The organism is Shewanella sp. SM32, assembly GCF_025654235.1.
Lineage (GTDB): Bacteria > Pseudomonadota > Gammaproteobacteria > Enterobacterales > Shewanellaceae > Shewanella > Shewanella oncorhynchi.
On sequence record NZ_JAKKRO010000006.1, the window covers coordinates 33,539 to 58,415 of the forward strand.

General features: G+C 44.4%; 24 protein-coding genes. 9 read left to right on the top strand and 15 right to left on the bottom strand.

Features of this window, described 5'->3' with window-relative positions:
• Positions 1-107: 107 nt before the first annotated feature.
• The 3 genes from L5M10_RS03925 (at position 108) to L5M10_RS03935 (ending at position 2,845) form a co-directional block, all read left to right on the top strand.
• Positions 108-1,568 carry a carbon starvation protein A gene (locus tag L5M10_RS03925; RefSeq protein ID WP_219252149.1) on the top strand — a complete coding sequence of 487 codons (1,461 nt, stop codon included), beginning with the start codon at positions 108-110 and terminating at the stop codon, positions 1,566-1,568.
• Between the two features lie 182 nt (positions 1,569-1,750).
• Entirely contained in the window at positions 1,751-2,134 is a 384-nt protein-coding gene (locus L5M10_RS03930) for a VF530 family protein (protein WP_263254868.1), read from the top strand.
• A gap of 252 nt (positions 2,135-2,386) precedes the next feature.
• On the top strand, positions 2,387-2,845 hold the full coding sequence (locus tag L5M10_RS03935) for a FlxA-like family protein (RefSeq protein WP_263205604.1): 459 nt from the start codon (positions 2,387-2,389) through the stop codon (positions 2,843-2,845).
• Positions 2,846-2,900: 55 nt separating this feature from the next.
• Here the strand turns inward: L5M10_RS03935 and L5M10_RS03940 are convergent, their stop codons facing one another.
• From L5M10_RS03940 to L5M10_RS03970, 7 genes are all read right to left on the bottom strand, one after another.
• The gene (locus L5M10_RS03940) at positions 2,901-3,845 is read right to left on the bottom strand and encodes a hypothetical protein (RefSeq protein ID WP_263138200.1); all 945 of its coding nucleotides are present in this window, start codon (positions 3,843-3,845) and stop codon (positions 2,901-2,903) included.
• A 57-nt stretch (positions 3,846-3,902) separates the two neighbouring features.
• The gene (ribA, locus tag L5M10_RS03945) at positions 3,903-4,517 is read right to left on the bottom strand and encodes a GTP cyclohydrolase II (protein ID WP_263254869.1); all 615 of its coding nucleotides are present in this window, start codon (positions 4,515-4,517) and stop codon (positions 3,903-3,905) included.
• A gap of 272 nt (positions 4,518-4,789) precedes the next feature.
• Positions 4,790-5,146 (bottom strand): YibL family ribosome-associated protein, encoded by a 357-nt coding sequence (locus L5M10_RS03950; RefSeq protein ID WP_028760414.1) that lies wholly within the window; start codon positions 5,144-5,146, stop codon positions 4,790-4,792.
• 114 nt (positions 5,147-5,260) lie between these two features.
• A complete protein-coding gene (nrdG, locus tag L5M10_RS03955) occupies positions 5,261-5,722 on the bottom strand; it encodes an anaerobic ribonucleoside-triphosphate reductase-activating protein (protein ID WP_263138199.1) in 462 nt (153 codons plus the stop codon).
• Between the two features lie 104 nt (positions 5,723-5,826).
• Positions 5,827-7,944: an anaerobic ribonucleoside-triphosphate reductase gene (gene nrdD / locus L5M10_RS03960; RefSeq protein WP_173496522.1), complete on the bottom strand. Its 2,118-nt coding sequence runs from the start codon at positions 7,942-7,944 to the stop codon at positions 5,827-5,829.
• 261 nt (positions 7,945-8,205) lie between these two features.
• Positions 8,206-8,895 (bottom strand): hypothetical protein, encoded by a 690-nt coding sequence (locus L5M10_RS03965; protein WP_131524327.1) that lies wholly within the window; start codon positions 8,893-8,895, stop codon positions 8,206-8,208.
• 119 nt (positions 8,896-9,014) lie between these two features.
• Positions 9,015-9,503, bottom strand: coding sequence for a MarR family winged helix-turn-helix transcriptional regulator (locus L5M10_RS03970; RefSeq protein ID WP_219252156.1), 489 nt, complete (start codon positions 9,501-9,503; stop codon positions 9,015-9,017).
• Positions 9,504-9,649: 146 nt separating this feature from the next.
• Here L5M10_RS03970 and L5M10_RS03975 point away from each other — a divergent pair, with 146 nt between their 5' ends.
• Positions 9,650-10,660 carry an NADP-dependent oxidoreductase gene (locus tag L5M10_RS03975; RefSeq protein WP_263254870.1) on the top strand — a complete coding sequence of 337 codons (1,011 nt, stop codon included), beginning with the start codon at positions 9,650-9,652 and terminating at the stop codon, positions 10,658-10,660.
• Between the two features lie 135 nt (positions 10,661-10,795).
• On the opposite strand, the gene rssA is transcribed toward L5M10_RS03975, so the two are convergent.
• The gene (rssA, locus tag L5M10_RS03980; RefSeq protein WP_105252908.1) at positions 10,796-11,743 is read right to left on the bottom strand and encodes a patatin-like phospholipase RssA; all 948 of its coding nucleotides are present in this window, start codon (positions 11,741-11,743) and stop codon (positions 10,796-10,798) included.
• Between the two features lie 250 nt (positions 11,744-11,993).
• Between rssA and L5M10_RS03985 the strand changes: the two genes are divergently transcribed.
• From L5M10_RS03985 to L5M10_RS04000, 4 genes are all read left to right on the top strand, one after another.
• Entirely contained in the window at positions 11,994-13,349 is a 1,356-nt protein-coding gene (locus L5M10_RS03985; RefSeq protein ID WP_263254871.1) for a DEAD/DEAH box helicase, read from the top strand.
• A 203-nt stretch (positions 13,350-13,552) separates the two neighbouring features.
• Complete coding sequence (locus L5M10_RS03990; RefSeq protein WP_028760422.1) at positions 13,553-13,990, top strand: DUF3010 family protein; 438 nt, start codon at positions 13,553-13,555, stop codon at positions 13,988-13,990.
• A 48-nt stretch (positions 13,991-14,038) separates the two neighbouring features.
• Positions 14,039-14,563 carry a M48 family metallopeptidase gene (locus L5M10_RS03995; protein ID WP_028760423.1) on the top strand — a complete coding sequence of 175 codons (525 nt, stop codon included), beginning with the start codon at positions 14,039-14,041 and terminating at the stop codon, positions 14,561-14,563.
• Positions 14,564-14,653: 90 nt separating this feature from the next.
• Positions 14,654-15,109 carry a hypothetical protein gene (locus L5M10_RS04000; protein WP_317630135.1) on the top strand — a complete coding sequence of 152 codons (456 nt, stop codon included), beginning with the start codon at positions 14,654-14,656 and terminating at the stop codon, positions 15,107-15,109.
• Between the two features lie 371 nt (positions 15,110-15,480).
• Here L5M10_RS04000 and L5M10_RS04005 read toward each other — a convergent pair whose 3' ends face one another.
• From L5M10_RS04005 to L5M10_RS04020, 4 genes are all read right to left on the bottom strand, one after another.
• On the bottom strand, positions 15,481-16,782 hold the full coding sequence (locus L5M10_RS04005) for a peptidoglycan DD-metalloendopeptidase family protein (protein WP_113938827.1): 1,302 nt from the start codon (positions 16,780-16,782) through the stop codon (positions 15,481-15,483).
• Between the two features lie 264 nt (positions 16,783-17,046).
• On the bottom strand, positions 17,047-20,103 hold the full coding sequence (locus L5M10_RS04010) for an AAA family ATPase (protein WP_263254872.1): 3,057 nt from the start codon (positions 20,101-20,103) through the stop codon (positions 17,047-17,049).
• Positions 20,100-21,245: an exonuclease SbcCD subunit D gene (locus tag L5M10_RS04015; protein WP_014610311.1), complete on the bottom strand. Its 1,146-nt coding sequence runs from the start codon at positions 21,243-21,245 to the stop codon at positions 20,100-20,102. The genes L5M10_RS04010 and L5M10_RS04015 overlap by 4 nt, the downstream gene beginning before the upstream one ends.
• A gap of 383 nt (positions 21,246-21,628) precedes the next feature.
• Positions 21,629-22,402, bottom strand: coding sequence for a TSUP family transporter (locus L5M10_RS04020; RefSeq protein ID WP_263254873.1), 774 nt, complete (start codon positions 22,400-22,402; stop codon positions 21,629-21,631).
• A 156-nt stretch (positions 22,403-22,558) separates the two neighbouring features.
• On the opposite strand from L5M10_RS04020, the gene L5M10_RS04025 reads away from it, so the two are divergent.
• Positions 22,559-23,446: a LysR family transcriptional regulator gene (locus L5M10_RS04025; protein ID WP_168823676.1), complete on the top strand. Its 888-nt coding sequence runs from the start codon at positions 22,559-22,561 to the stop codon at positions 23,444-23,446.
• 153 nt (positions 23,447-23,599) lie between these two features.
• Here the strand turns inward: L5M10_RS04025 and L5M10_RS04030 are convergent, their stop codons facing one another.
• The 3 genes from L5M10_RS04030 to L5M10_RS04040 all read right to left on the bottom strand — a co-directional run bounded on the left by L5M10_RS04030 (position 23,600) and on the right by L5M10_RS04040 (position 24,859).
• Positions 23,600-23,995, bottom strand: a complete 396-nt coding sequence (locus tag L5M10_RS04030; protein WP_105252914.1) for a ribonuclease E inhibitor RraB — start codon at positions 23,993-23,995, stop codon at positions 23,600-23,602.
• A 22-nt stretch (positions 23,996-24,017) separates the two neighbouring features.
• Positions 24,018-24,248 carry an RNA-binding S4 domain-containing protein gene (locus L5M10_RS04035; protein ID WP_263254874.1) on the bottom strand — a complete coding sequence of 77 codons (231 nt, stop codon included), beginning with the start codon at positions 24,246-24,248 and terminating at the stop codon, positions 24,018-24,020.
• A 74-nt stretch (positions 24,249-24,322) separates the two neighbouring features.
• On the bottom strand, positions 24,323-24,859 hold the full coding sequence (locus L5M10_RS04040) for a GNAT family N-acetyltransferase (RefSeq protein WP_028760432.1): 537 nt from the start codon (positions 24,857-24,859) through the stop codon (positions 24,323-24,325).
• Between the last annotated feature and the right edge of the window lie 18 nt (positions 24,860-24,877).

A 24,877-nucleotide genomic window follows, 5' to 3' on the forward strand; every position in this document is an offset into this window, starting at 1 on the left:
CGCCTATTGCCGCTCACACTGCATTTTCGACCACTCATTGAGATTACAAAGTTTTATATCAACAACTTGTTTACACTCGCCAGAACTCAAATGGGGAGATAACAAAAATGATGTGGTTCCTACTCTGTGTCGGTCTACTGATCGGCGGCTACTTTATCTACGGCGCCTTTGTCGAGAAAGTCTTCGGCATTAACGCTAATCGTCAAACACCCGCTTTCAGTCAAACTGATGGCGTCGACTTTGTGCCTATGTCTAAAGGCAAAGTCTATCTAATTCAATTATTAAACATTGCAGGCGTAGGCCCAATCTTTGGTCCTATCTTAGGTGCACTCTATGGTCCTGCAGCCATGTTGTGGATTGTGGTTGGCTGTATCTTTGCAGGTGCAGTACATGACTACTTCTCCGGTATGTTGTCAGTACGCAATGGCGGTCAATCCGTGCCAAACCTTGCGGGTAAGTATTTAGGAAAGAGTGCCAAACACTTCATGAACGTGTTTGCTATTGTGCTGTTACTGCTCGTCGGTGTGGTATTTATCTCTGCGCCTGCTGGCTTACTTGGTAAGCTTACTGGTTGGGATGTCAGTATCTTCGTTGGTATAATCTTCGTCTATTACCTGATTGCAACTGTAGTACCTGTCGATAAAATTATCGGTCGTCTGTACCCCTTCTTTGGCGCTTTATTGTTCTTCATGTCGTTTGGTTTAGCTTTCGCAATTATGCTATCAAGCGAGCATACCTTACTTCCTAACGTACAAGCGGGCGATTTCTTCCAAAACTTAAATCCGAACGACATGCCACTTTGGCCTGCCCTATTCATCACTATTGCCTGTGGCGCGGTATCGGGTTTCCATGCGACTCAATCACCGTTAATGGCCCGTTGCGTTGAAAACGAGACGAATGGTCGCTTCGTCTTCTTTGGCGCCATGATTGGCGAAGGCATTATCGCATTGCTTTGGTGTGCCATCGCGTTGTCTTACTTTGGCGGAGTAGAAGGGTTAAGTGCGGGCATGTCAGGTAACCCTGCCAACGTCGTCTATGAGGCCTCTACTGGTCTGTTAGGCGCTATTGGTGGCTTTATGGCTATCCTAGGGGTGATTATTCTGCCGATTACCTCAGGCGATACGGCTTTCCGCTCTGCGCGTTTGATTCTGGCTGAATTTTTCAATATGCCACAAATCTCACTACCAAAGCGCTTAGTGTTAGCTCTCCCACTGTTTGTTATCGGCGGCATATTGACCCAAGTGGACTTTGGTGTGATTTGGCGCTACTTCGGTGTAGCAAACCAAGCCACTGCAGTATTAATGCTGTGGACGGCTTCGGCTTACCTGCTACGACATAACAAACTACATTGGATTGCGACAATTCCAGCGATGTTTATGACCACTGTGGTTATCACCTTCCTACTGAACTCGTCAACCTTAGGTGCCGGTTTACCTATGACGGTATCAACCATAGCGGGCATAGTCACAACCTTAGTGATTACAGCACTCTTGATTGTGAAAACCAAAGGTAAAGGCGAAATTGATTTACCGGTTGAAACTGAGCTTAAAGAGACAGTCAAAGACTAGTCAAACAATTCAAATGACCAACCTAAAACAGGCGCTTTATTGCGCCTGTTTTGATCATACTGCTCCACCAATAGCAGCTATCACAGGTTTAAGCTAGCAAGGTATTCAAGCTTGACTCGATACCATTCCACACTGTATCAGGCATACAAAACTGCTATACTCCCGCCATAGCACATTGCAACATGCATAATATGAATCAATCGAATAACCCGCTCCACGGCATTAAACTGGAAACGATCATCACTTATTTAGTCGAGAAATACGGCTGGGAAGAATTAGGTGAAAGAATTAATATCCGCTGTTTTACCCACGATCCCAGCATCAAATCCAGTTTACGTTTTTTGAGAAAAACAGAGTGGGCGCGGGATAAAGTCGAATATCTTTATTTAAGAGCCAATAAATTACCCTTGCCGCCCCCCAAAGCAGACTCTAGCCAAGCGGCTAAGAAGCCTGCGGCAAAAATCGCGACTAAAAAGCCCACTCAAACCGCTCCTAAAAAGCCGACTAAAAGCGATAAACCTAGCACAGATGACAAAATAAATAGCCATATTTGGGGTAACAGTTAATCTTCGCCCTCTGCAGCCATAAAACGTGAACAGCCCTCACTTAAGGGCTATATTGTTAGAATGAATCAATAACTCATCGATTTTTCACTAACCCACACCTTTAATTTAATTGTGACTAATAGCGTTTACTAAGAGGCTGTGAGCCATGAAGAAACACTCTTTTTGGCCGAGCGACAAAAAGTGACTTCAGTTTTCAAATTGATGGCCGATAAAAGTGTAGCATCATCCAAATTTGCATGAATGGAGTGTTAAATGAACATTAATGGAATAAACAATAACGCAACTGGCTCAGGTTTCACCACCGTATCAGGCGCATATATCGCAGCGACACCAGTTGCAACAAAAACACCAACAGCGAATAGTGAGTCTGCTGGCTCACAAGATACCCAAGACACAGTCTCCATTTCTAATGCGGGCCGCGAGGCTTTATCCAACGACTTTGGGGCCCCTTTGAGAGAAAAAGCATTAGCTAAAAAAAATGAAGCTGAAGTAACTCCAAAAGAAGAACCTAAGACATTAATTGATGAACAAATAGACAAAATAAAAGAAAAAATAAAAGAATTACAAGAAATATTATCCAAGCTCAAGGGAGATGACTCAGAAGCTGCAGATCAGCAACGTAAAATGCTGCAAGAACAAATAATGTTACTTAGTGGCCAAATCGCCACCTTGTTGGATAAAAAGATGCAAGATAGTAAAAAGTCAGATTAACTAAAACAGTATTCTACTAAACTAATACAAGACCAACCGACTATCGTTAACCCACTTAGATGGGAAAGCTGAACATTAAACGCCAAACATTGAGCCCATCGCCACGACGATAACTGAATCCGATGCGATCAACACTCAATAATTCACCGCCTAACGGCTTAGAAAACGCGAGGGAAAAACCGGCCTCATAACTGCCTGAAACTATGGTATCTTGCTCTATCTCGCTAATAAATCTAAGTTCATTGAAATACCAATAGCCTACAGCAAAGATCCTTGGTTGCACCTGCAGATCCCACCATTGCCAGCGTGGTGCTAACCCTAAATCAACACCTGTTTGTAGTACTGCAAATTGATCAGAAAACTTACCATAGTGCTCGCTGTACCCAGCAAAGCGTAATCTCGATACCCACACAGCATCCTGCCCTGCTAAGGTAAAGTCATACAAGCTACTAATCCCTGAGGCAATAATAGCAACGTTATCGTTTTTATCGAAGTTAGTGCCAAAACCGATATCTAAATACCCTTCCATTCGAGTGTTTTCGCTCGCCTGCCAATGATGCTCAAAACCTGGGGTAACTGTCATAGTACCTATCGACGACGGCAACTCACCTTCAGTGATATCTTTGGCTAAATAATCAAAAAAGCCAAAGGAGATAGGTAAACGTAACCAAGTTTGGCTACCGCTATCTTTCTTCAAATCAAAAGTTAACGGAATACTAACGACGGTCGCATTTTGGTTTGCAGCGCGGTAAACGCCTGTGCCAAGATAACTACCAAAGGCGTAAACAGAATTTGGATTAGCGCTAGTTTCTATCGGATTACTACCATTAGCATTATTAGGTGCATGATTGATAGAAAAGTCGGAATAATCCGCTTGAGATGCAGATATGAATGTATTTGTAGCGGAAATACTATTGGCAAAGGTGGTAGGAATAACGCTCAGTAATGCCAAGCACATTAGCGACAAGCTTAATAGCAACCGACTGAAAAAATGGCTCAATTGACTTAAACCTTCCTCATTTTTAACTCAATCGGTCGACTCATCATGATGACAAAATTACTTATTTTCATCCATAAAATGATATTCAGACATCATGTGTCCAAGCTCAGTAGATTTAGTTTTTAAGTACGCTTCGTTATAACGATTTTTACCAACTTGCAGCGGTACGCGCTCAACCACTTCGATGCCAAACTCCTTCATCGCTTTCACTTTACGCGGATTATTGGTCATCAAACGCACATGCTTCACCCCTATCTGTTCCAGCATAGGCTTGATCATATCGTATTTACGTATATCCGCTTCGAAACCGAGTTGCTCATTGGCTTCAACAGTGTTGGCGCCTTTATCTTGCAGCTCATAGGCGCGAATTTTATTCAGCAAACCAATGCCACGTCCTTCTTGGCGTAAATAGAGGATAAAGCCACTGCCCGTTTCCGCAATATTTTGCATAGCAGCTTGTAACTGAAAACCACAGTCACAACGCAAGCTAAATAAAGCATCGCCGGTTAAACACTCGGAATGAATACGGCCCAACACAGGTTCATCCGCACTGAGTGTACCGAATGTGAGCGCAACATGCTCTTTACCTGATTCGGTATCTTCAAAACCATGCATGGCAAACACGCCCCAAGGAGTGGGTAACTTTGACGTCGCGACATATTTTATCGACATACTTAACCTTAACGACAACTCTCATTCCATGAGACGAATAAGATCCCTAGAAACAAAACGAGGATTAGGCACTTAGCCAACTAAGCGCACTATTCTAAAGTGTTTTCGAACAATCCAGAAATACTTTAGTGTTTTAATCAACTAAACCAAACATGAATGTCTTTTCGATGGGCAGCACGAAGGAATGGATTAAAACGAAGCAGTGCATTAAATACAGGAGCACAAACACGTGATCGACACTCGATCCCGTGCCAGTGACATCCAATCCCACATTAAAATTTTGCGGGAGCGTATCCAGTAACTTCCGTTAGCCCCATTTCACGGCCGATAGCCGTCATAGGGTGGATTACCACAAGCCCTTTGACAGACTTTTTCAGTTTGCCCATGTCCGCTTGTTCCGCTTTTGTCAAAGCACGATGGAAAGGCAAACCTTTGATATCTGACCCTTGCTTATTCAATAAGCGGGTTTGTTGCCCTTTCACACTGCCGATTTGCTTAGTGACCGCAGCGATTTCGCGTTTGAACTGGGCAATAATGACGTCATCGCCTCTTTGTTCAGCCGCAGCAAGTTTACGACGAAATTTATCTAATTTATCGTTAAGCTGCTGCAGTTCTTGCTTTAAATTCATTCTGTTACCTTAAATTACCTAAGTTAGCCACAGTAAAATCTTAGCCTGATTATGCTAGCGTCTGTGTCAAGGCCTGAGATTATAGCAGCAAGTTACAGATCCTCGTTACCGCTTTTATAACAAACGAATGATCTGATTGCTGCTACCGCGAAAGACAAGACTCGGATCGGCAAGACTTTGTTCAAATTTTCCGTCCACCAGCACATCAATATAGGCCAACACGGCGCGCTGTTCATCACTCAACTCATCGAGCACATAACCTGTCCACAGCCAAATATCCTTCCCCTTACACTCAGCCTTGACTCGTTTGACGAGCGTCAAAATGGCACTGAGATTGACAGGCAATAAAGGATCTCCGCCCGAAAGCGATAAACCACGGCGCACAATCCGCTGATCATTGAGATCGGCAATAATCCTATCTTCCATCGTCCTATCAAACACATGCCCAGAACGGGGATCCCACGTGCTTTGGTTGTAACAACCGCGGCACTGGTGCTCACAGCCAGAGACAAACAAGGTCGCACGGGTACCTGTGCCATTGACCACATCGATAGGGAAATATTGATGGTAATTCATTGATGGTCACTCATAGTGCATTTCATCTTTTAACACTGACACTCATCCCGTGGCACTATTTGATGCCACGGAATAAGTCTAACAGGCAGAATAAGGTAATAGTGTTACAAGTGTTTGATCCTGCGTTTTACTTCTTCTTGCTTGCCATAATTAAAGGGCCGCGCATCAGGACTGCCTAAGTAACCGCACACACGGCGCGTCACAGAAACCCGACTAGGCTCATGATTGCCACACTTAGGGCAAGTGAACCCTTTACTGGTACAACTAAATTCACCGGTAAAGCCACAGTCGTAGCATTCATCAATTGGCGTGTTAGTGCCATAGTAAGGCACGCGGCTGTAGCTATAATCCCAGACGTTTTCCAGCGCTTCGAGGTTATGCTGCATATTGGGATATTCGCCATAACAAATAAAGCCACCGTTCGCGATAGCGGGATATGGCTGTTCAAAATCAATTTTATCGTAAGGGTTAACACTTTTTTCCACATCGAGGTGAAAACTATTGGTGTAATAGCCCTTATCTGTCACCCCTGTGACTAGCCCAAATTGCTTCGCATCCAGTTTACAAAAACGGCTGCAGAGACTCTCACTTGGCGTGCTATACAGACTAAAGCCATAACCTGTTTCGGCCTTCCACGCATCGGTAGCCGCTTTAAGATAAGCTACAATAGCGACGGCTTTGTCCCTTAATTGTGCATCGTCAAATACATGGGTTTGGGTGCCATAGAGTGCATTCATGGTTTCATGCAGGCCAATGTAACCGAGTGAAATCGAAGCGCGGCCATTTTTAAAGATTTGCGCCACATCATCATCAGCGCGCAAGCGTACACCACAGGCGCCTTCCATATAAAGGATAGGTGCCACGCGGGCTTTAACACCATTCAGTCGCTCAATACGAGTATCCAGCGCTTTACGGGCTAATACTAATCTGTCATCTAAAATGCGATAAAACTCAGTCTCATCGCCATTGGCTTCTAAGGCAATCCGCGGCAGGTTTAAACTGACCACTCCCAAATTATTGCGCCCTTCATGCACAAGCTCGCCATTTTCTTCATAGGTGCCTAAAAAGCTACGGCAGCCCATTGGGGTTTTAAATGAACCGGTAACTTTCTCGACTTGCTCGTAGTTGAGGATGTCGGGATACATGCGCATTGTTGCGCATTTGAGCGCCATCTGTTTTACATCGTAATTGCAATCGCCCGCTTTATGATTAATACCATCGCGAATCGCAAACACTAGCTTAGGGAATACTGCAGTCTTGCGATTTTTACCCAATCCCGCCATCCGCACTTTGAGCATAGATTGCTGAATTAAGCGTGATTCCCACGACGTACCTAAACCAAACCCAAAGGTCACGAACGGTGTTTGGCCATTGGCAGTGTGTAAGGTATTGACCTCATATTCCAAAGACTGGAATGCATCGTGACATTCTTTTTCAGTTTGCGCCGTGGCAAAGGCTTTGGCGTCGGTGATCTTCCAATTCAGGGCAATTTGGTAGTGCTTGTCGTAGCTCTTAGCGACAAATGGCGCTAACACTTCATCGATACGGTTAATAGTAGTTCCGCCATAGATATGGCTCGCCACTTGGGCAATGATCTGCGCGGTCACCGCTGTCGCTGTTGAAATAGACTTAGGGGTTTCAATTTCGGCATTACCCATTTTAAAGCCGTGGGTCAACATGCCAGCTAAATCAATCAACATGCAGTTAAACATCGGGAAAAACGGCGAGTAATCTAGGTCGTGGTAATGGATCTCGCCCGCTTCATGGGCAGCGACTACATCCTTTGGCAAAATATGACTTTTGGCGTAATGTTTGGCGACTATGCCCGCGAGTAAATCCCGCTGAGTAGGAATGACTTTTGAATCTTTATTAGCATTTTCATTGAGTAAAGCCGCATTACTTTGCTCAACTAAACCACGGATTTCGAGGTTGAGTTTACTGGTCGCTTCACGGCACACATCTCTGTCGTGACGGTATTCGATATACACCCGCGCTAGGGACTTGTACGGCCCTTCCATCAGTAAATTCTCAACCGCATCTTGTAGATGGTGGATATCGACTTCAGCTAATGGCGCGACGCTCTGACTGATACACGCTGCCACTGTCGCTGCATAGTCGCCATCCTCTATTCCAACTGAGTTTGCAGCGGCATTCACTGCATCCCTTATCCTTGTTTCATCAAAAGGTGTGCGGCAACCATCACGCTTAATTACGACTGGCATTGTTCAGTTCCTCTCCATCTCGCCTAAAAATTAACACTACATCTAGTGATTTTAAAAGCATAAAACACAATATGTAGAGCATTAGGCTACAATGACGGTAAGGAGTCCATGATCCAGATCATAGTTTTTAGGATGAAATAAAAGAACAAACAAGAACTGCAGCTAGGCCCAATTATCTGAAAATTGCGCCTTGACCTGCTGATTAAACCCAGCTAGTTGAATGCGTGACAATTTGTGTTTATCACGCACTATGGATGTGAATTAACGTTTAGCAAGCGCAAGATAACTACTGAGTTGGCCCGATGCAGATTGATGTGCCCCCATAGATGAAGCGAGTTGCATCATAGATTTTAGCCCCTGCCACTGCTGCTTTTGAGCATCCGTAAGCGGAGGTTCAGAATTCAAATAATCCGTCAATTGGCTAAGGACTTTCGTGGCCTTCTGGGCTAGCACCGGCGACTGAGCATCATCCATATTGGTTAAGACGCTCTTAGCATCAACTAAGGTATTGATAAGAGGATTATTGGGTGATTTTTTAGCTAATGATTTGATTTCATCATCTAAAAAATCTTGCAACGATTGTTTAGTCGGCGTCGTTGTGCTCGGCACTGTAATACCGTTTTTCGATAAACGCTCGAGTTGCACATCCGATAAAATGCCATCTTTTTGTAAGCGCGACACCAATGCGGGAATATCGGCGACGCCAAATTGACCATCGGCAAAAAAATCCTTCGCCATCGATTGAATTTTCTGTGCGCGTTGCGCCCTTGGCGACAGCGCTATCTCATCGGTTTTACCGTTATCGGGTTTGGTAGCATCCGTCTGCGTTTTATTTGTTTCTATCGTAGTATCGGTTTTAGCCGTGCTCGTCTTTTGGCTATTGGCACCATAGGCATCGGCGATACTGGCACTGCTGCGATTAAGATTAAAGGCATTTAAAATAGAATTCATCGTCAAAAATTCGGCGTCTAAGACTCAATGACGGTTTTAAAGCAAAAACTAAGCCAATCAAGTATTAATCAGTGCAACCGCTGAGTTAATAGCATCACTATGCATAAACCAACTTATATCTAGGACTGTATATCTTCGATCAAGGCAAGACATTGCCGCCTTAGTAAATCGAGTGCCTCAGCGTCCATCTGCACTTTATCAAGCAAGGTTTGCTTCAAGGCAAGAGCTTCGTGCCTGATATCCTCTCCTTGACTTGTCAGAGTGATCAGCTTTTTCCGCTCATCTTCAACGCAGGCTAATCGCGTAATCAACCCCTTCAACTCTAACCGCTTGACGATTGGCGTTAGGGTTCCCATATCGAGTTTAGTCGCCATTGATAGCTGGGTTTGGCTGCAGCCGTTTTGACGCCACAGGGTTTGCATCACTAAATATTGAGGGAAAGTTAACTCGTATGCCTCGAGTAGAGGCCGATAAGCACGCACCAATGCATTGCTCGCAGAATATAACGCGAAACAAACATTATCGGATAAACAGAGTGGATCGCTAGAAGCTTGGCTATGAGTCTGTTTTGTAGCGTCGAGCTCAGGTTGAGGTAAGCAATTCTGCACGTTTAAGCGCCTGTCATTTAAACATAACACTATCTTATCCGATCTGCGCCACCCCATCTAGTTTGCGCGCAAACTATTTGCATTCAATCTTAAAGCCACGTAGAGTTAACATCATTCGTTTGCGCACAAACAAAAGGTGAGTTTTTATGAAGAGTATGACTGAAACCCGTGAAATCCATCTAGCTAGTCGCCCAGAAGGCATGCCTACGGCACAGAACTTTACTTTAGTAAATAAAGCGTTAGCACCGCTCGCTGATGGACAAGTGCTGATTAAAAATCTATGGATGTCGGTTGACCCTTACATGCGCGGGCGCATGGTTGATCGCAAGAGTTATGTTCTGCCCTTCGCCTTAAATCAAGTCTTAGAAGGCGGTGCGATTGGTGAAGTTATCGCGTCAAAAAACACCGAGTTCCCGGTTGGTACTAAAGTCAGCAGCATGCTAGGTTGGCGTGAACACGCAGTCACAGATACCGCAGGACTGACAGCTTTACCACTAACTACGCTTGATAATTCACATTTCCTCGGCGTACTCGGAATGCCAGGCATGACAGCTTGGACAGGACTGACTCGCATTACAGATTTAAAAACGGGTGAGACACTGTTCGTTTCCGCAGCCTCTGGCGCAGTAGGTAGCGTAGCCTGCCAAATTGGTAAACTAATAGGTGCTCGTGTAATAGCCTCTGTCGGTTCAGATGAAAAAGCTGAATTATTAAAAAGTTATGGTGTTGATGCGGTCATCAATTACAAGACTTGTGGCAATCTCACCCAAGCGTTGACAAAAGCCGCCCCAGAAAGAATTGACGTGTATTTTGAGAACGTCGGTGGCGAGCATTTAGCCGCAGCGCTGAGCAATATGAAAGATCATGGACGTATCGCTGTTTGCGGTATGATTTCGCAATATAACAACACAACTCCAACGCCTGGCCCTGACAACTTAGCCCTAATTGTAATGCGAAAACTCAAGTTAGAAGGTTTTATCGTATCCGAACATTGGGCGCATTATCCTGAGTTCACCGCAAAAATGACTCAATGGTTAGCGGAAGACAAAGTCAAAGCAGAACAAACAATTTATCAAGGGCTTGAACAAGCACCTGATGCTTTTATCGGTCTATTTGAAGGTAAGAATCGCGGTAAAATGTTGGTAAAACTAGCCTAAGTCACCAACAAAGCGGTATAAACATCTCAATATGAGATAGCAAATAGTCGGTATCGCGAAAGTGATACCGACTTTTGTTTATCTTGCAATCAAACGCTATCTATATGAAAGCTTTTGACTCTACATTTTGCATCATCAGCCTTTCCAGAGCGCAGCTTCAATCAAGTGGGCGACTTTCTCCACCGCAGCTTCGCCGGCGGCAATCGCCTCATCAGCACGGTGAAACTCCATAGTGCCGATATTTCCCACCTCTGGCACAATACAAATATCTGGTGGATCGCCCATCAACCGCGCCCGCTTATGTCTTTGCTCTAAAATACCCATAGATTGCGACATCACAGCAATCATCCCCGGATTCGATTTAGTGCCGAGCGAAAACTTATCGGTTAGGTTACTGACATAATCTCGGCCACGGGCAAATAAATCCATAAAGCCCGTTTCTTGTCGCGCTGGCATATCCATTTCAGCTTGGACAGTCCTTTGGCTGGTCATATTCACGGGTAACACTTGGATACGCCCAGAATGATAACCATATAAATCCACTGCAATCACTACATCAACGCCCATGGCACGGCTAACCGAAACAGGAACAGGATTCACCACAGCGCCATCGACTAACCAGCGTTCTCCTTGTCTGACAGGGGCTAAAATCCCCGGCATGGAGCAAGAGGCCCGTACCGCTTGCCGTAAATCCCCTTCAGTAAACCAAATTTCCTGACCAGAGTATAAGTCAGTCGCGACGGCTGCAAAGGGACGATTGAGATTCTCAATATTCACATCTCCTATACGTGCATGCAGCACATCGAACACCTTGTCTCCGCCGATAAGCCCGCCCTTACGCCATCGAATATCCATCAAGCCAAGCACGTCCCAACTAGAAAAACCGCGCACCCATTTTTCTAACTCGGGTAAATGATCATGGGCGTAAGCGGCACCCACTAAAGCCCCCACCGAACATCCAGCCACTTTATCGGGCTTAATACCCATGGCAGCTAAACCATTCAATACACCTATATGTGCCCAACCTTTCGCCGCCCCACTGCCCAAGGCAATACCTACCGAAGGGGTTGTTCCGTTAGCCATAAATCATTTCTCCTGTAACTCAATGCAGTACACGATAACGTAAAATCCTGCCATATCCACTGTCAATCGGTAAAAACGACACAATTAAGAGGTTGTAATACCAATGTAAATAAATACAATCAACAGAGCATAAATGGCACACTTTCTACATCAATCCGTGCATGAAGCAGAGATAATCACCGATGTGGATAGCTGAGCAAGGGCGATTAAGGCTATAATCTGCCCTTACTAAGATTTAGGGGATATACCTTTGCAATTTACCGATTTTTCTCTGGACCAGCGTCTGCTTCAAAGCATAAAACATATGGGGATCACAGAACCCACCGCCATCCAGGAACAAGCACTGCCTATCGCATTGGCAGGTAAAGATTTAATGGCGTCATCAAAAACGGGCTCAGGTAAAACCTTAGCGTTTTTGTTACCCGCATTGCAAAGAGTCATTTCTACCCGCTCACTGTCGAAACGTGATCCTAGAGTCTTGATTTTATTACCGACTCGCGAACTAGCACATCAGGTTTATAGTCAGCTTCGCCTCCTTGTCGCCAACACCCAATACAAGGCCATCAGCGTACTGGGCGGTGAAAACTTTAATGACCAAGCCAAAGCCTTAGCGAAAGAACCGCATTTTATTGTCGCGACTCCAGGCCGTATCGCCGATCATTTAGAACAGAAGCATCTTTTTCTCAATGGCTTAGAGTTATTAGTCCTCGATGAAGCCGACCGCATGTTAGATTTAGGCTTTGCCCCGCAGTTAAAAGCCATCAACGATGCAGCCGATCATAAACGCCGTCAAACTCTGATGTTTTCTGCCACGTTAGATCACGACGAAATCAATGATATCGCAGCAACATTACTAAAAAATCCAGCGCACGTGGCGATTGGCGCGGCTCACTCTGAGCATAACGATATTCATCAACGTATCTTTTTATGTGACCACTTAGACCATAAAGAAGCGTTATTAGCCCGTTTGCTCAAAGATGAAACCCATAAACAAGTGATTATTTTTACCGCGACGCGTCCAGATACTGAGCGCTTAGCCGCTAAATTAACCACGCAAGGTTTTGCAACCGCCGCACTCAGCGGTGATTTAAAGCAGGCCGCACGAAACCAAATCATGGACCAATTTTCCCGTGGCCAACAACAAGTCCTAGTGACGACCGATGTCGCCTCTCGTGGTCTGGATTTGCTCAATGTGTCCTTGGTCGTTAACTTCGACATGCCTAAATTTGCCGAAGAATACGTGCATCGTATCGGCCGTACTGGTCGTGCAGGCGCAAAAGGTGATGCGATATCGCTCGTCGGGCCAAAAGATTGGGACAACTTTAAGAAAGTCCAAATCTTCCTCAGAAAAACCTTTGAGATAAGCACAATTCCAGGCCTAGAAGCTAAATTTAGTGGTCTAAAAAGCAAAGCTAAACAGACGCCAGTAAAACGTGTTGCTAAAGCGGAGCTTGCTAAAGGTAAGAGCAAAAGAACCAAATCAACCACACCAGCACCGTCGCGGGATAAGCGTTTCATCACGGGCGTGGATGTCGGCGATGCTCCTATGCGTAGAAAACCTGCTGCGGCACAATTACTGCAAGATAATGATACTGAAGAAGTTTAAAACTAATTTATGCATAAAGGCCGGTGGATTTAACATCAGATATTATCTCTGATACAAATCACATAGGCATGATCTAATACTGGAAATTGACATACTAAAATTATCAGTCTGTCGCCAAGCGAATCAAAAGCGCATGGTAAACACTGATCCTCATGTCATTTCCAGCTACAATAGCGCTATTATCGATATTTTGAAGGTGTAACATGAGAGTTTGTGGTGTTGAATTAAAAGGTGGCGAAGCCATTATCAGTTTATTGAGCTATGAAGGTGAAACCTTCAATGTGCCAGAATGCCGTAAGGTGTCTTTCACCGTTTCCCAATCTGCTACCACAGAAGCTATTCGTGAGTTTCACTTCGCTTTTCATAAGCTTATGCAAGATTATCGCGTTGATGAAGTTGTCATCATAGAACGTGAGCAAAAAGGTAAACTCGCGGGTTCAGCGACAAGCTTTAAACTTGAAGCAGCCATTCAATTAGGGGAATTACCCGTCAGTCTATTGTCTCCTGTCACTATCAAAGAGCAAAACAAGCGCAATCCACCCCAAGTTGATTTCGATAGTTTAGATCTTAAAAAAGTACAGCAGTTAGCTTTCGAAGCCGCTTACGCCCATCAAAATCGCCGAATTTTTGGCAAAGTATAAGTAATGTGATGAACTCAGGCTCCGAAGTCATTCGGAGCTAAATCCTCTATGAATCCATTAAAGTACTTAAACGGTTACAGCCTTGATATTCAGCAGCAGGTACAGCAACATCTCGATGCTGGCACATTACCCAAGCTATTGCTGAAACGTCATCCTGTCATACATAGCGTTCGTAGCGATAAAGCGCTGTACGACTATACTCAGACGATTAAAAATCAATTTTTACGCCAGTCCTCCCCGCTCTCAAAAGTGATATTTGATGACAAAATTAATATTAGCCATCATGCACTTGGCTTGCATTCTTACGTAGCACGAGTTCAAGGCAATAAAATCAAAGCGAAGAACGAAATTCGCATTTCTTCGCGTTTAAAGCGTGTACCAGAACCTTTGTTGCGTATGGTCGTCGTACATGAATTAGCCCATTTAAAAGAAAAAGATCACAACAAAGCTTTCTATAATTTGTGTACCCACATGGAGCCGGATTATCACCAGTTTGAATTTGATTTGCGCTTATTATTGACTTGCATCGACGCTAACATATCCCCTTATTCTGCAGATAAAGTCGACACCTAACCTTCGTATATTTTTCGCCCAAAACTTGACTGATAATAGTTTTCATTTAGAATGTTGTAGTATCTAGCGCAGCAAAATACTGTAATGACAATGACGAAACAGAATATCGATAAAATATTAAGCAAGTGGTGTAAAAAGCAAGCTAAAAAGCTACTCAAAACACAGGCGAAATCTGTTTCAAACACAGGGAACGCTATTACATCCTCATCACATCTACGCGCGCAGACTGATAAATCTTTGACGAATAAAAAGGCTCAACGAAAGCACCTCACCCAATTACTCTCTAAGCATATTGCTCAGCAAGAATTTGCCCATAGCAATAAATCAACACTCAAAAAACAATTAAAACTCGCGAAAGCTAATTTTATTGCCGCAAATGATGCGACATTTTCATCGACTATTATTACTCGACTTTCTCCTTTACCCACGGAACACAGCTTTGCATTACGTCCCTTTAAAAAATCACCCTGTGGTGGCTGTCCCGCATTAAAAGGTAAATTGTGCAAGTGCGCATTAAAAGTGATGCAAAGGCGCCACGCAAGCTGATAGGCACGATTTAGCACTGCATATTGGGTTCTCTGTTCAGTCCTTAATAAAAAACGTTATAAGCTCTTCATCTGCACAATTTTCCTCTTCACAACCTTTTGAATGACTCGCTATACCACTTCTAACTGAAGATCCTATCTATTTTATCCCTTATGTTTTATCGCCACGACTTCGAATCGAACAAGTTTTAAGCTTTTATACAACTCGAACAGTACTCGTGATAGCAAAAAAATGCCTACCATAATAAGTATTGTGGAAACAAAAATGCCGATGAAATTTTCATTTCATCGGCATTGATAAACTCTTCTAGAAAATCAGTGCTATTGTTTATTCAAACTTTGATACTATAAATTCTATTAGCTTAGGTTTGGCTAACCTAAGTTCATTATAGCTTCACGACTCTTCACCATATTAGTGAATGTGCGTAAATCTTGATTTGCTAACTTGCTCGACATAGGAATATCGGCTTTCAACGGATCAACAGGTTTACCATTGATATGGAATTCATAATGCAAATGCGGGCCAGTCGAACGACCTGTATTACCAGATAAAGCAATCACTTGACCGCGAGTTACACGTTGACCTTTACGCACTAACGCCTTAGACAAATGTAGGTAACGGGTACGGTACTTACCACCATGTTCAATCACAATATACTTACCGGCAAACTGATGGTCCGTCACTAAACTGACAATTCCATCACCAGGTGCAATAACTTTAGTCCCGATTGGCACGGAAAAATCTGTTCCATTATGGGGAGAAATACGCCCTGTGATTGGGTGTTTGCGATGGCTGTTAAAACGTGAACTCATACGCGGTTGCTTAGCTAACGGATAACGTTGGAATGCCCGAACTAAACTCTGGCCTTTAGCATCATAATAACTACCATCAGAATATTGATATGCACTAATTTCAGAACGACCACTTTTAATACTGACGCCTAAAATTTGGCTACTTCCCGTCGGTTCACCTTCAACATATTGATCATTTACCAAAACTGAGAATTTGTCACCAGCTCGTAAATCACGGGCAAAATTCAATTTTTCTTTGAGTAAATCTTCAATTCGCTGAATATCTGCAGCGGCTAAGCCCATTTTTTGGGCTGAAACGTAGAAAGAACCTTTAATATCGCCAGTCAAAATTCGATTTTGCCAAACACCTTCAACGTTCACTTCTTCAACATTAAAACTACCGTCTTCATAACGCGTAAAAACCACTTGGCGGGCAGCGTTAAAATAAAGTTCTAATTTTTGTAACTGACCTTCACTATCAAGCCAAAATTGCATTCTGTTACCAGGTAACAAGGTATCAAGTGCCAAAATGTTTAAATCAGCTTCTAAAACCTTATACATAGTCTGCTGATCAACACCCGCCTTGGAAAATAACCCACTTAAGGTATCACCGGAAACGATAATTCGCTCAAACTGGGGAGCATTATTAATGAGTGCAGCTTGATCTAGGACTTCAGGTTCAGAAACTTGAGGGAGAATATTTTCAATATCGAGAACAACAGGGATACGCTGAGCAGTTGGCGTAACATGGTTATTATTCGGCATCAACATCGCAGCACCCATCAACAAACTACCCATTAATAGAATGTTCTTTTGGGTCGATGATAAGTTCTGCAAACGGGTTTGCGATAAGTTGATAAAGTTGGGTTTGCCTGTTTGCAACGCTTTTCACCTTTCGTTAACTTTGCGTTCTATTTTTGACCAGTCCCTTTGAGGGAAGCCCGAATTTTTTCCAACTTATATCAAAAAACCGATTATGACAAACGCTATTTCACTCTTTTGTTGCACCATTAATGAAAAACATGCGCTAGTTGGCATTTCCAACTCACTTTGTGTGTATTATCCGAATGTTAAACACGCAGGAGATACAATAAATAACACTTATAAAACAATTTGTTATTTATCGTACTCTGTGAGAATGAGCAACTAAGGCAAAACTATCGTCATTTCGCTCCCATGTGAGGTTTTATTGATGTCGATGCGGGTATTTATCTGCTCTTTCATTTCCGACACGTGCGAGATCACCCCTATCATGCGGCCAGAGGATTGCAAATCCATCAGGGTCCGAATGGCCAGTTCTAAAGAATCTTGATCTAAACTGCCAAAGCCTTCATCGATAAATAAAGTATCGAGTTTAATACCACCAGCATAGGCTTGCACTACATCAGATAGGCCTAACGCCATAGATAATGCTGCCATAAAACTTTCACCACCGCTTAAGGTAGCCACAGGACGCACTTTGGAGGTATAAGCATCTTCTACTTCCAATTCGAGCCCAGAAGCTTTGTTACCCTTGGCCCTATCTTCCTTACGCAATAAACGATAACGCCCTTTGCTCATCAGGTGTAACCTGTGGCTTGCCTCTAACAACACATCGTCAAGCAGTACACTTAACACAAAACGTTGCAGGCTGATCTTATTACCCGTATTTCCATTAGCGACATCTGCGAGGGTACCGATAACCGCATATTCATCTTCCAAAACCTTAGCTTTTGCATCGGCAATACTCAGCTGGGTTTGGGTTTGCATCAGTAATACTGTGCGAGTGTGAAGCAACTGCCATGCCTGCTCGGCAGCGTGTAATGCTTGCTGCGCGAACTCAAGCTCAGCAGCCAGCTTAATGCTATCGGGTAGTACTTTATCCTTAAGCTTAAGCGCTAACTGCTCGCACTGTGCCTTGGTCAAAGCACTGCGCTGCTGGTAAGCCTCAATTTCGCTGGCTAATGCACGCTGTTGTTCTTCATCCAGCATGGCCTCAAATAAGGCCTGTTGATCGGCAAAACCTGCTGCGACTAATTGCTGATTGAGTTGCTGCTGTGCACGCGTTTGCTGGGCTAATGCCGCCTCAGCAGCATTTTCAGCACCATTAAGTGCCGCTTTAGCCGCAACAAAAGATTGGCCAGTCTCTTGTTGGAGCTCCCTAACACTAGTGATCTGTTGCTTAATTTGGCTGATACTTTGCTGATTTTGCGCGATTGCTGCAGTTAAGGCCTCAAGCGTTGCAAGCGCAGATGGAACACTTTGCTGCATGTGCGCTAACTGCCCCTGCAATAGATCCACTTTAGATTGCAGTGCACTGTCGTGTGTTTGTCCTTGCTCTAGCTTTTGTTGTAGATGCGTTTCCTGTGCGTGCAACAATGCAATCTCTTGCTGTAACAGCTGTAACTGCTGATGGGCTTGCTCCGCTTGAGTGAGTGAGAAAGCGTATTGCGACAAGGTATGTGTATGTTCGCCTAAAGGAATATCAACCGCAGTGCCCAATTGGACCGCGAGATCTTGTGCTTGCTGTTGCAAGGTTTCTAACTGCGTTTGTAGCCCACGATATTCCGCTCTGGCTTTGCTCAGGATTTCTTGAGCATTCGTTTCAGCCTCTAGTGCTAATTGCAGCGCTTCATCACTTGGGAGCGGCTCTTGGCTTTGTGCTGGCTGTGGATGTGTTTGGCTGCCACAAACGGGGCAAGGTTCATCTTGCTGTAATTGCCGCGCTAAAATAGCGGCCTGCCCTTGGTGCCAAGTCAACAATAAGGCTTTATATGCAACCTGTGCTTGCTGATGCTGAGCACTGAGTTGTCGCCCTTTGGCTTTAGCCTCAACAAGTTTTGCCTGTGTCGACGATACCCTTGCCGCCACTTGTTGCCATTGCTGATAGGTAGACAATAACTGCTGTTGCTGCTGATGCGCTTGTTGCAATGAGAGGCGAGTTTCGCTATTGGCCTGTAGTTGCGGCAGAGCGGATTCCAATTCACGGCGTTTTTGGACTGCGGTGGTTAACTCATTTTTGCTGTTCTGAAGTTGTGTTTTCGCGCTAATGAGTTCCGTTTGCTCTTGTTCAAGGGTTTTATTAAGCCTATCCAATTCCCTGAGCTGCGGCCCTAAGGCATTCAGTTGCTGTTTAACCTGTTCCTGTTCAAGTAACGACGCTTCCAACACGGGCAAATCAGCAGCCTTAAGCTCTGCGTTATCGAAGGCTTTTTTAGCATTGGTTAATGCTGTTTTCGCATGTTCAAGGGCAAGACTTGCCGCCTTGGCTTCCTGCTCACGGGCCACAAACACCTCAAGCATGGGTGCCAAGTGCTGCGCCTGTTTAGCCAAATTCAGTTTGTAGGTTTGCGCAGCCATGTTTTCTTGCTGTGCATCAAGCGCAGCAACCGTTTGAGTTAAGGCATCAAACTGCACAAATTCGGCCAATAAATGCTGGGCGGCATCGCTGGTTTTTATCACCCATTGTTGCTGCTGTAATGCCTGTTCTTTCGCACTTTGGGCTGTTTCAAGTTCTGGCGTAAGCTTGGCTAATTCACAGCTAAGCTCGTCATCGGATGCTAAACCCGCACTTTGTAAAATGCCATCACGGCGGCTGTGTTGATCTTTCACTAAGGCGCGGATATCTGCAGCCTTACTTTTTAAGGAATCTTCAATACGTCGATATATATGCGTTTGAAATAGCTGACTAAATATCAGTTCTCTGGCTTTAGAGTCTGCCATTAACAATTCGCGAAATTTTCCCTGCGGCAACACCATCACTTGGCGAAACTGCTCCACATCGAGGCCAGTTAAGGCTTCAATCTCAGCGGTTGCCTCAGAGACTTTGCTCGCTACAAGCAAACTTTCATTACCCTCGGCGTCTATCTTATATAACTGAGCTTCGGGCTTCTGCACCGTTGAGCCGTCACCGCTTTTTTTAACCCTGTCTTGCTCTGGCACACGGCGAATACGATAACTGCAATTACCCAACTGAAAACTAAAAGTGACTTCTGTTAGCAGACTATCATCGGCCATATCGCAGCGCATCTGGCTGCCTTCACGCTCATTACCAGTGGTTTTGCCATAGAGGGCAAAGCAAATACCATCGAGCAAGGTCGTCTTACCCGCACCAGTGGGTCCATTAATCAAAAATAACGGATTAGTGCCTAAGGCCGTAAAATCAAGTTGTTGAGTCGATGCAAAGGGGCCAAAGGCTGACATGGAAAGGCTAAGTGGTCTCATGCTTGGCGCTCCTCATTGTGTAGCTTAGTCAGGAGTTCATCCATCACGGCTTGCTGTGCTTGTGTTAATGACTCGCCGGACACTTGAGAGAAAAAGTCACGGAACATGTCCATCTCGCCTTTTTTGATATGATCTCGGCTCAAGGTGACTTGTTGCTGCCCCGCCATCAGACCAGTCCGCTCTAAATGCAGCACATTAGGGTAAACGGCTCTCAATTTACCCATAGCATCTAAAATGGCATGTTTATCAAGGAGTCTGACCATAAGGTAGTCCTCACGCTTGATATCCGTTTTACCTTGGGCGAGTAATGTGGCTAACTCCCCTTCTAAGATACGGACATCGCGTATCGACGTTAATGGCAATAAACTAATTTTAATCGGCGTTTGCGCGCTAAGTTCGACTAAGGTCACCGACTTATGTTGATGTTGTTCGCTAAAGGAATACTTCAAAATCGATCCTGAGTAGCGCACATGCTCTGCACCTTTGTATTGCGGTCCGTGCAAATGCCCAAGGGCGACATAATCAAACTCAGTAAATAGCGTTGGCGATATTTTATCGGCGCCACCAATGCTCAGTGGCCGCTCAGATTCTGACTCGCTGCCACCATCCAAAAAACAATGGCTTATCACTACTTTCGGCAAACCTTGGCTATCGTGCTGGCGTACTTGTTCAAGCAATAGCGTCATTGCGGCCTCATGGCTTGCCGCCTCACACTCAAAAACTTGGCGCACTGTGGCAGGTTCGGCATAGGGCAAGGGATAAAACACCACATCACCGCTTGAACTCGATAAAGTAATGGGATGAATGTCAGCACTCAAAGGCCCAATAATATGTAACCCACTTGCCGCCATTTGTTTTGCTGCAAAACCTAAGCGCTCGTGACCATCGTGGTTACCCGCAATCATAATGACTTGTAGACCTAAATCATGCACTAAGCGGTTAAGCACATCATCTAACAGTGCGACCGCATTCGCAGGCGGAATCGATCTGTCATAAATATCCCCCGCCACAATCACGGCATCCACCTTGTGTTCATCCGCTAGAGCAATAATTTGCTCGAGCACAAAGGCTTGATCATCCAGTAGTGATTGATTGTGTAATTGACGACCTATGTGCCAGTCCGAGGTGTGGATAAATTTCATAATCGCTCTTTTAAAGAAGTGGTGGCGCTAAACCCGAGCGCACATGCCGCCCGTCGATGCAAAATAAGACTGGCAAGATAAACACTGCACTTATATCAATCGGATTAAATATGTACACAATATTTAAAATACACACCAAAACAATAAGAAGCCTAAAAAGTGTATTAAAAATGACAGGTAATACTATTCAAAAAACTTGAAAGAGTACACCTAACTCAAAGTAGGATGAGACGTTTTAAGTCGTCATTTGGCGGATCTTTTGGGTGATATCCACCTCGGCTTAACTTTTGAGCCAAGATGGACACCACTAAGATACACTCATGCGCAGCTTAAAGAGCGTCTATTGATGAGTGAGTTTTATAAAATGCTTAATATCAAATAGTTTAAGAAAATAAATTATATTGGCTCGCCAAAAGTTTAAAACTCATAGCAAGGGACATAGTCACCACCAATGGCTTGATAATCTTTGTACCTTTAGTGACCACGAGACGAGAACCCAAGGTTGCGCCAATCGCTTGCCCTGCCAGCATGACTAATCCTAATAACCAAATCACTTTTCCGCCCAAGGCAAAGAAGATCAGCGAAGCAATGTTAGTGGAGAAATTAAGTAGTTTTGCGTGGGCAGTTGCCTTCGCCAAACCAAAACCCGCTAGCGATACAAAGGCCAGCGCAAAAAAGCTCCCAGTACCAGGGCCAAAAAAGCCATCGTACAATCCCACGCCCAATGCCGCAGTAAAAGCAAATGCGGTAGGTGTCAGCACTTGATGTTCATCATCTTCAGAAATCTTTTTCGAAAATAAAAAGTAACAACCAATAGCCAAAATCAAAAAAGGTAACATCAACTCCAGCACTTCAGTATCGACGAGTTGAACTAGAATCGTACCTAATGCCGCACCGATAAATGCACAAATCAAGGCTAACTTAACGGATTTAAGATCAACCAGCCCTTTACGGACAAAGTACAGACTCGCAAAAAAACTGCCGCCACAGGCCTGCAGCTTATTTGTCCCTAAGGCAACCGCAGGCGGCAAGCCTGCCCACATAAGTGCAGGAATGGTCAGCAAGCCTCCGCCACCGGCGATTGAGTCAATAAAACCAGCCACCATAGCGACGGCAAAAAGTATCGCTGCGATTTGTAGAGTCAGTTCAAATTCCATGATGATTTATTATTCTTCTGATAAAAAAGAGAGTGATTGCCGAACATTAGACTGCGTTTGCCAAATAAATGCAAAGGAGTTATTGTCGGCACAGCGTGAGATAAACTCACACAAAATCCCGAGTCCTGTTCTGATTTTCCAGCAGTAGGAAATAAAATGTTTGCCGAACTACCGCCCCTCAATTCTCTCCGTGCCTTCGAAGCCGCAGCACGTTTACAGAGCATGACATTAGCCAGCAAGGAGTTGCATGTCACCCATGGCGCAGTCAGTAAACAAATCAGAGTATTGGAGGATTATTTAGGTTTTGCACTCTTTGTACGCTTACATAAAAAAGTTGGTTTAACCGATGAAGCCAAACGCTATTTACCCCATGTTCAAGCCGCTCTGCAAACACTATCTAGTGCTACCAGTGACTTGCGCCGTCAGCCCACTAAGCCGCAAACCTTAGCCATCAATGTGCTGCCAAGCTTAACCATCAATTGGCTCATTCCAAGAATGGAGCAGTTTAAATCCCGCCATCCACACTTGTATGTCGACTTATCCATTGGCGACTTTGCAGTGGATTTTAGCCAAGGTCGTTATGATATTGCGATCCGTAGTAGCACAGTTATCCCTAAGGGCGCGAATTATATCAAGCTGATGGATGAGGATTTATGCTTAGTTTGTGCGCCTTCGTTAGCGCCTAAGCTGCAAAATATCGAGGACATTAATCACGTCACTTTACTGAAACACACCACAAGACCCGAACTTTGGGAGTATTGGGCGGAAAAGGTGGGTTTAACACTCACCCAAGCGCAAACCTTTGGTGTCGAGCATTTTTATATGTTGAGTCAAGCGGCAGCGAGTGGCATGGGCGCAGCACTTATTCCGCGATTTTTCATCGAAGAACAACTGGCAAATGGCAGCTTAGTCATCCCCTTCGACGCCCCCTTTACCAGTCCCTATCGATATTATTTACTCACCCCAAAATCCCCAAGCCTGCCGTTAAAAGCTCAAGCTTTTATCGACTGGTTATTAGAGATTTTTGCGCCCTATCGTCATTAATCTGCATTAAGCCTATCTCAGTTCAAGCGAGGTACAATAAAGCTATAGGTGCCAAACGAGGCTATTGAGATCACTAACTGAGCGCAGAAAAACACCAATAAAAAACCACCCAAAAGGTGGTTTATTAGATTCAAGGCTTAAAGCGCATCAGAATTAGTGATTGCAATGCTCACCGTGAACATGGTCATGGTCATCATCGTCCATAAACTCATCGTCACCGTCTTGATGTTGCATTACGCCCCAACCGTCGGTCATACCGCCGAATTCGGCAGCAAAATCATTTAGCATGACTTCTTGTTCAACCAATGTATCGTACTCAGGCACCATATTGAGACAAACAATGATTTCCCACTTACCAAGCTCATCATTCAGATTCAGCTCAAGCTCGCCTTCCAAGTCAGAATTTGTTAATTCTTCTAACGCAGTTTCAGCATCGCGTTGGTCATCAAAAACCAAAAAGAAATCAACATCTAACTCTTTAGTTAAATCGATTCCCGCTTCAGCCATTGCGGCCAGCATTTTACCATTGTCATCATCTGGAAATTGCATTTCTTGCTCCACTGTTTCAGGCTTATTCTGCCGCAATGATTTGAACTGATTCACCATTAAAGCTGACGATGTCGCCCACGATAATTTTTTTACGTTTACGAGTTTCAACTTCACCGTTCACAGTGACTTGACCTTCGTCGATAAAATGTTTGGCTTCACCACCTGCATTGCTCATGCCTTGCACTTTTAATACTTTGTACAATTCAATGAAATCTTCGCCAGAATGCAAAGCCAATTGATTAATTTGCGCCACTTAATACACGCCTTCTAAAAATAAACCTGCGGCATTATACCAGCACAGTACAAAATTCGCTGAAGATAATTTGGCTAGAGACGTCTTTCATCGGCGAGTAGGCCAAAGGCTGATTCATCGAGCCAGTTTTCACCTATTTTGAATTGCTGCCTGAGTAAACCTTCAAGTCGAAAGCCACACTTTTCGAGTACTCGTGCCGATGCGTGATTATCTTTAGCACAATGCCCAACAAATTTATGTACATTAAAACTTAAACAGGCCCAATCAATGACCGCCATTAAGCTCTCAGTCGCATAACCTTTTCCGTGCCCCTCGGCCGCCAGTAAATAACCCACTTCGGCACGCTGTTCCTCGAAACTTTGACAATAAAGGCCCGTTAAACCAATAAACTGCCCAGTATCAACTGTCTCAATCACTAAGGTCAGCCAATCGCCAGAACCGTAGAACCAAGTATCGGAACGCTGCTGAAACTTACTGCGGATCACCTCTTGCGACTCTGGAACGCGTACAAAACGATTAATCTCAGGATCGTTATGCAGTGCATAAAAATGTTCCCAATCACTATCTTGTAAGCTCCTGAGTTTCAATCTATCTGTGTAGAGTTCCAGCATAGTGACTCCGTGATGAGC

Bases quoted from the DNA above. Each gene is read 5' to 3' on its own strand.
- L5M10_RS04010 (WP_263254872.1), bottom strand. From the start codon at position 20,103: ATGAGACCACTTAGCCTTTCCATGTCAGCCTTTGGCCCCTTTGCATCG.
- rssA (WP_105252908.1), bottom strand. From the start codon at position 11,743: ATGGCTAACGGAACAACCCCTTCGGTAGGTATTGCCTTGGGCAGTGGG.
- L5M10_RS03925 (WP_219252149.1), top strand. From the start codon at position 108: ATGATGTGGTTCCTACTCTGTGTCGGTCTACTGATCGGCGGCTACTTT.
- L5M10_RS04040 (WP_028760432.1), bottom strand. From the start codon at position 24,859: ATGCTGGAACTCTACACAGATAGATTGAAACTCAGGAGCTTACAAGAT.
- ribA (WP_263254869.1), bottom strand. From the start codon at position 4,517: ATGTCGATAAAATATGTCGCGACGTCAAAGTTACCCACTCCTTGGGGC.
- L5M10_RS04030 (WP_105252914.1), bottom strand. From the start codon at position 23,995: ATGCAATTTCCAGATGATGACAATGGTAAAATGCTGGCCGCAATGGCT.
- L5M10_RS03990 (WP_028760422.1), top strand. From the start codon at position 13,553: ATGAGAGTTTGTGGTGTTGAATTAAAAGGTGGCGAAGCCATTATCAGT.
- L5M10_RS03965 (WP_131524327.1), bottom strand. From the start codon at position 8,895: ATGAATTCTATTTTAAATGCCTTTAATCTTAATCGCAGCAGTGCCAGT.
- L5M10_RS04000 (WP_317630135.1), top strand. From the start codon at position 14,654: ATGACGAAACAGAATATCGATAAAATATTAAGCAAGTGGTGTAAAAAG.
- nrdD (WP_173496522.1), bottom strand. From the start codon at position 7,944: ATGCCAGTCGTAATTAAGCGTGATGGTTGCCGCACACCTTTTGATGAA.
- nrdG (WP_263138199.1), bottom strand. From the start codon at position 5,722: ATGAATTACCATCAATATTTCCCTATCGATGTGGTCAATGGCACAGGT.
- L5M10_RS03975 (WP_263254870.1), top strand. From the start codon at position 9,650: ATGAAGAGTATGACTGAAACCCGTGAAATCCATCTAGCTAGTCGCCCA.
- L5M10_RS03995 (WP_028760423.1), top strand. From the start codon at position 14,039: ATGAATCCATTAAAGTACTTAAACGGTTACAGCCTTGATATTCAGCAG.
- L5M10_RS04025 (WP_168823676.1), top strand. From the start codon at position 22,559: ATGTTTGCCGAACTACCGCCCCTCAATTCTCTCCGTGCCTTCGAAGCC.
- L5M10_RS03930 (WP_263254868.1), top strand. From the start codon at position 1,751: ATGCATAATATGAATCAATCGAATAACCCGCTCCACGGCATTAAACTG.
- L5M10_RS04015 (WP_014610311.1), bottom strand. From the start codon at position 21,245: ATGAAATTTATCCACACCTCGGACTGGCACATAGGTCGTCAATTACAC.
- L5M10_RS03950 (WP_028760414.1), bottom strand. From the start codon at position 5,146: ATGAATTTAAAGCAAGAACTGCAGCAGCTTAACGATAAATTAGATAAA.
- L5M10_RS04020 (WP_263254873.1), bottom strand. From the start codon at position 22,402: ATGGAATTTGAACTGACTCTACAAATCGCAGCGATACTTTTTGCCGTC.
- L5M10_RS03935 (WP_263205604.1), top strand. From the start codon at position 2,387: ATGAACATTAATGGAATAAACAATAACGCAACTGGCTCAGGTTTCACC.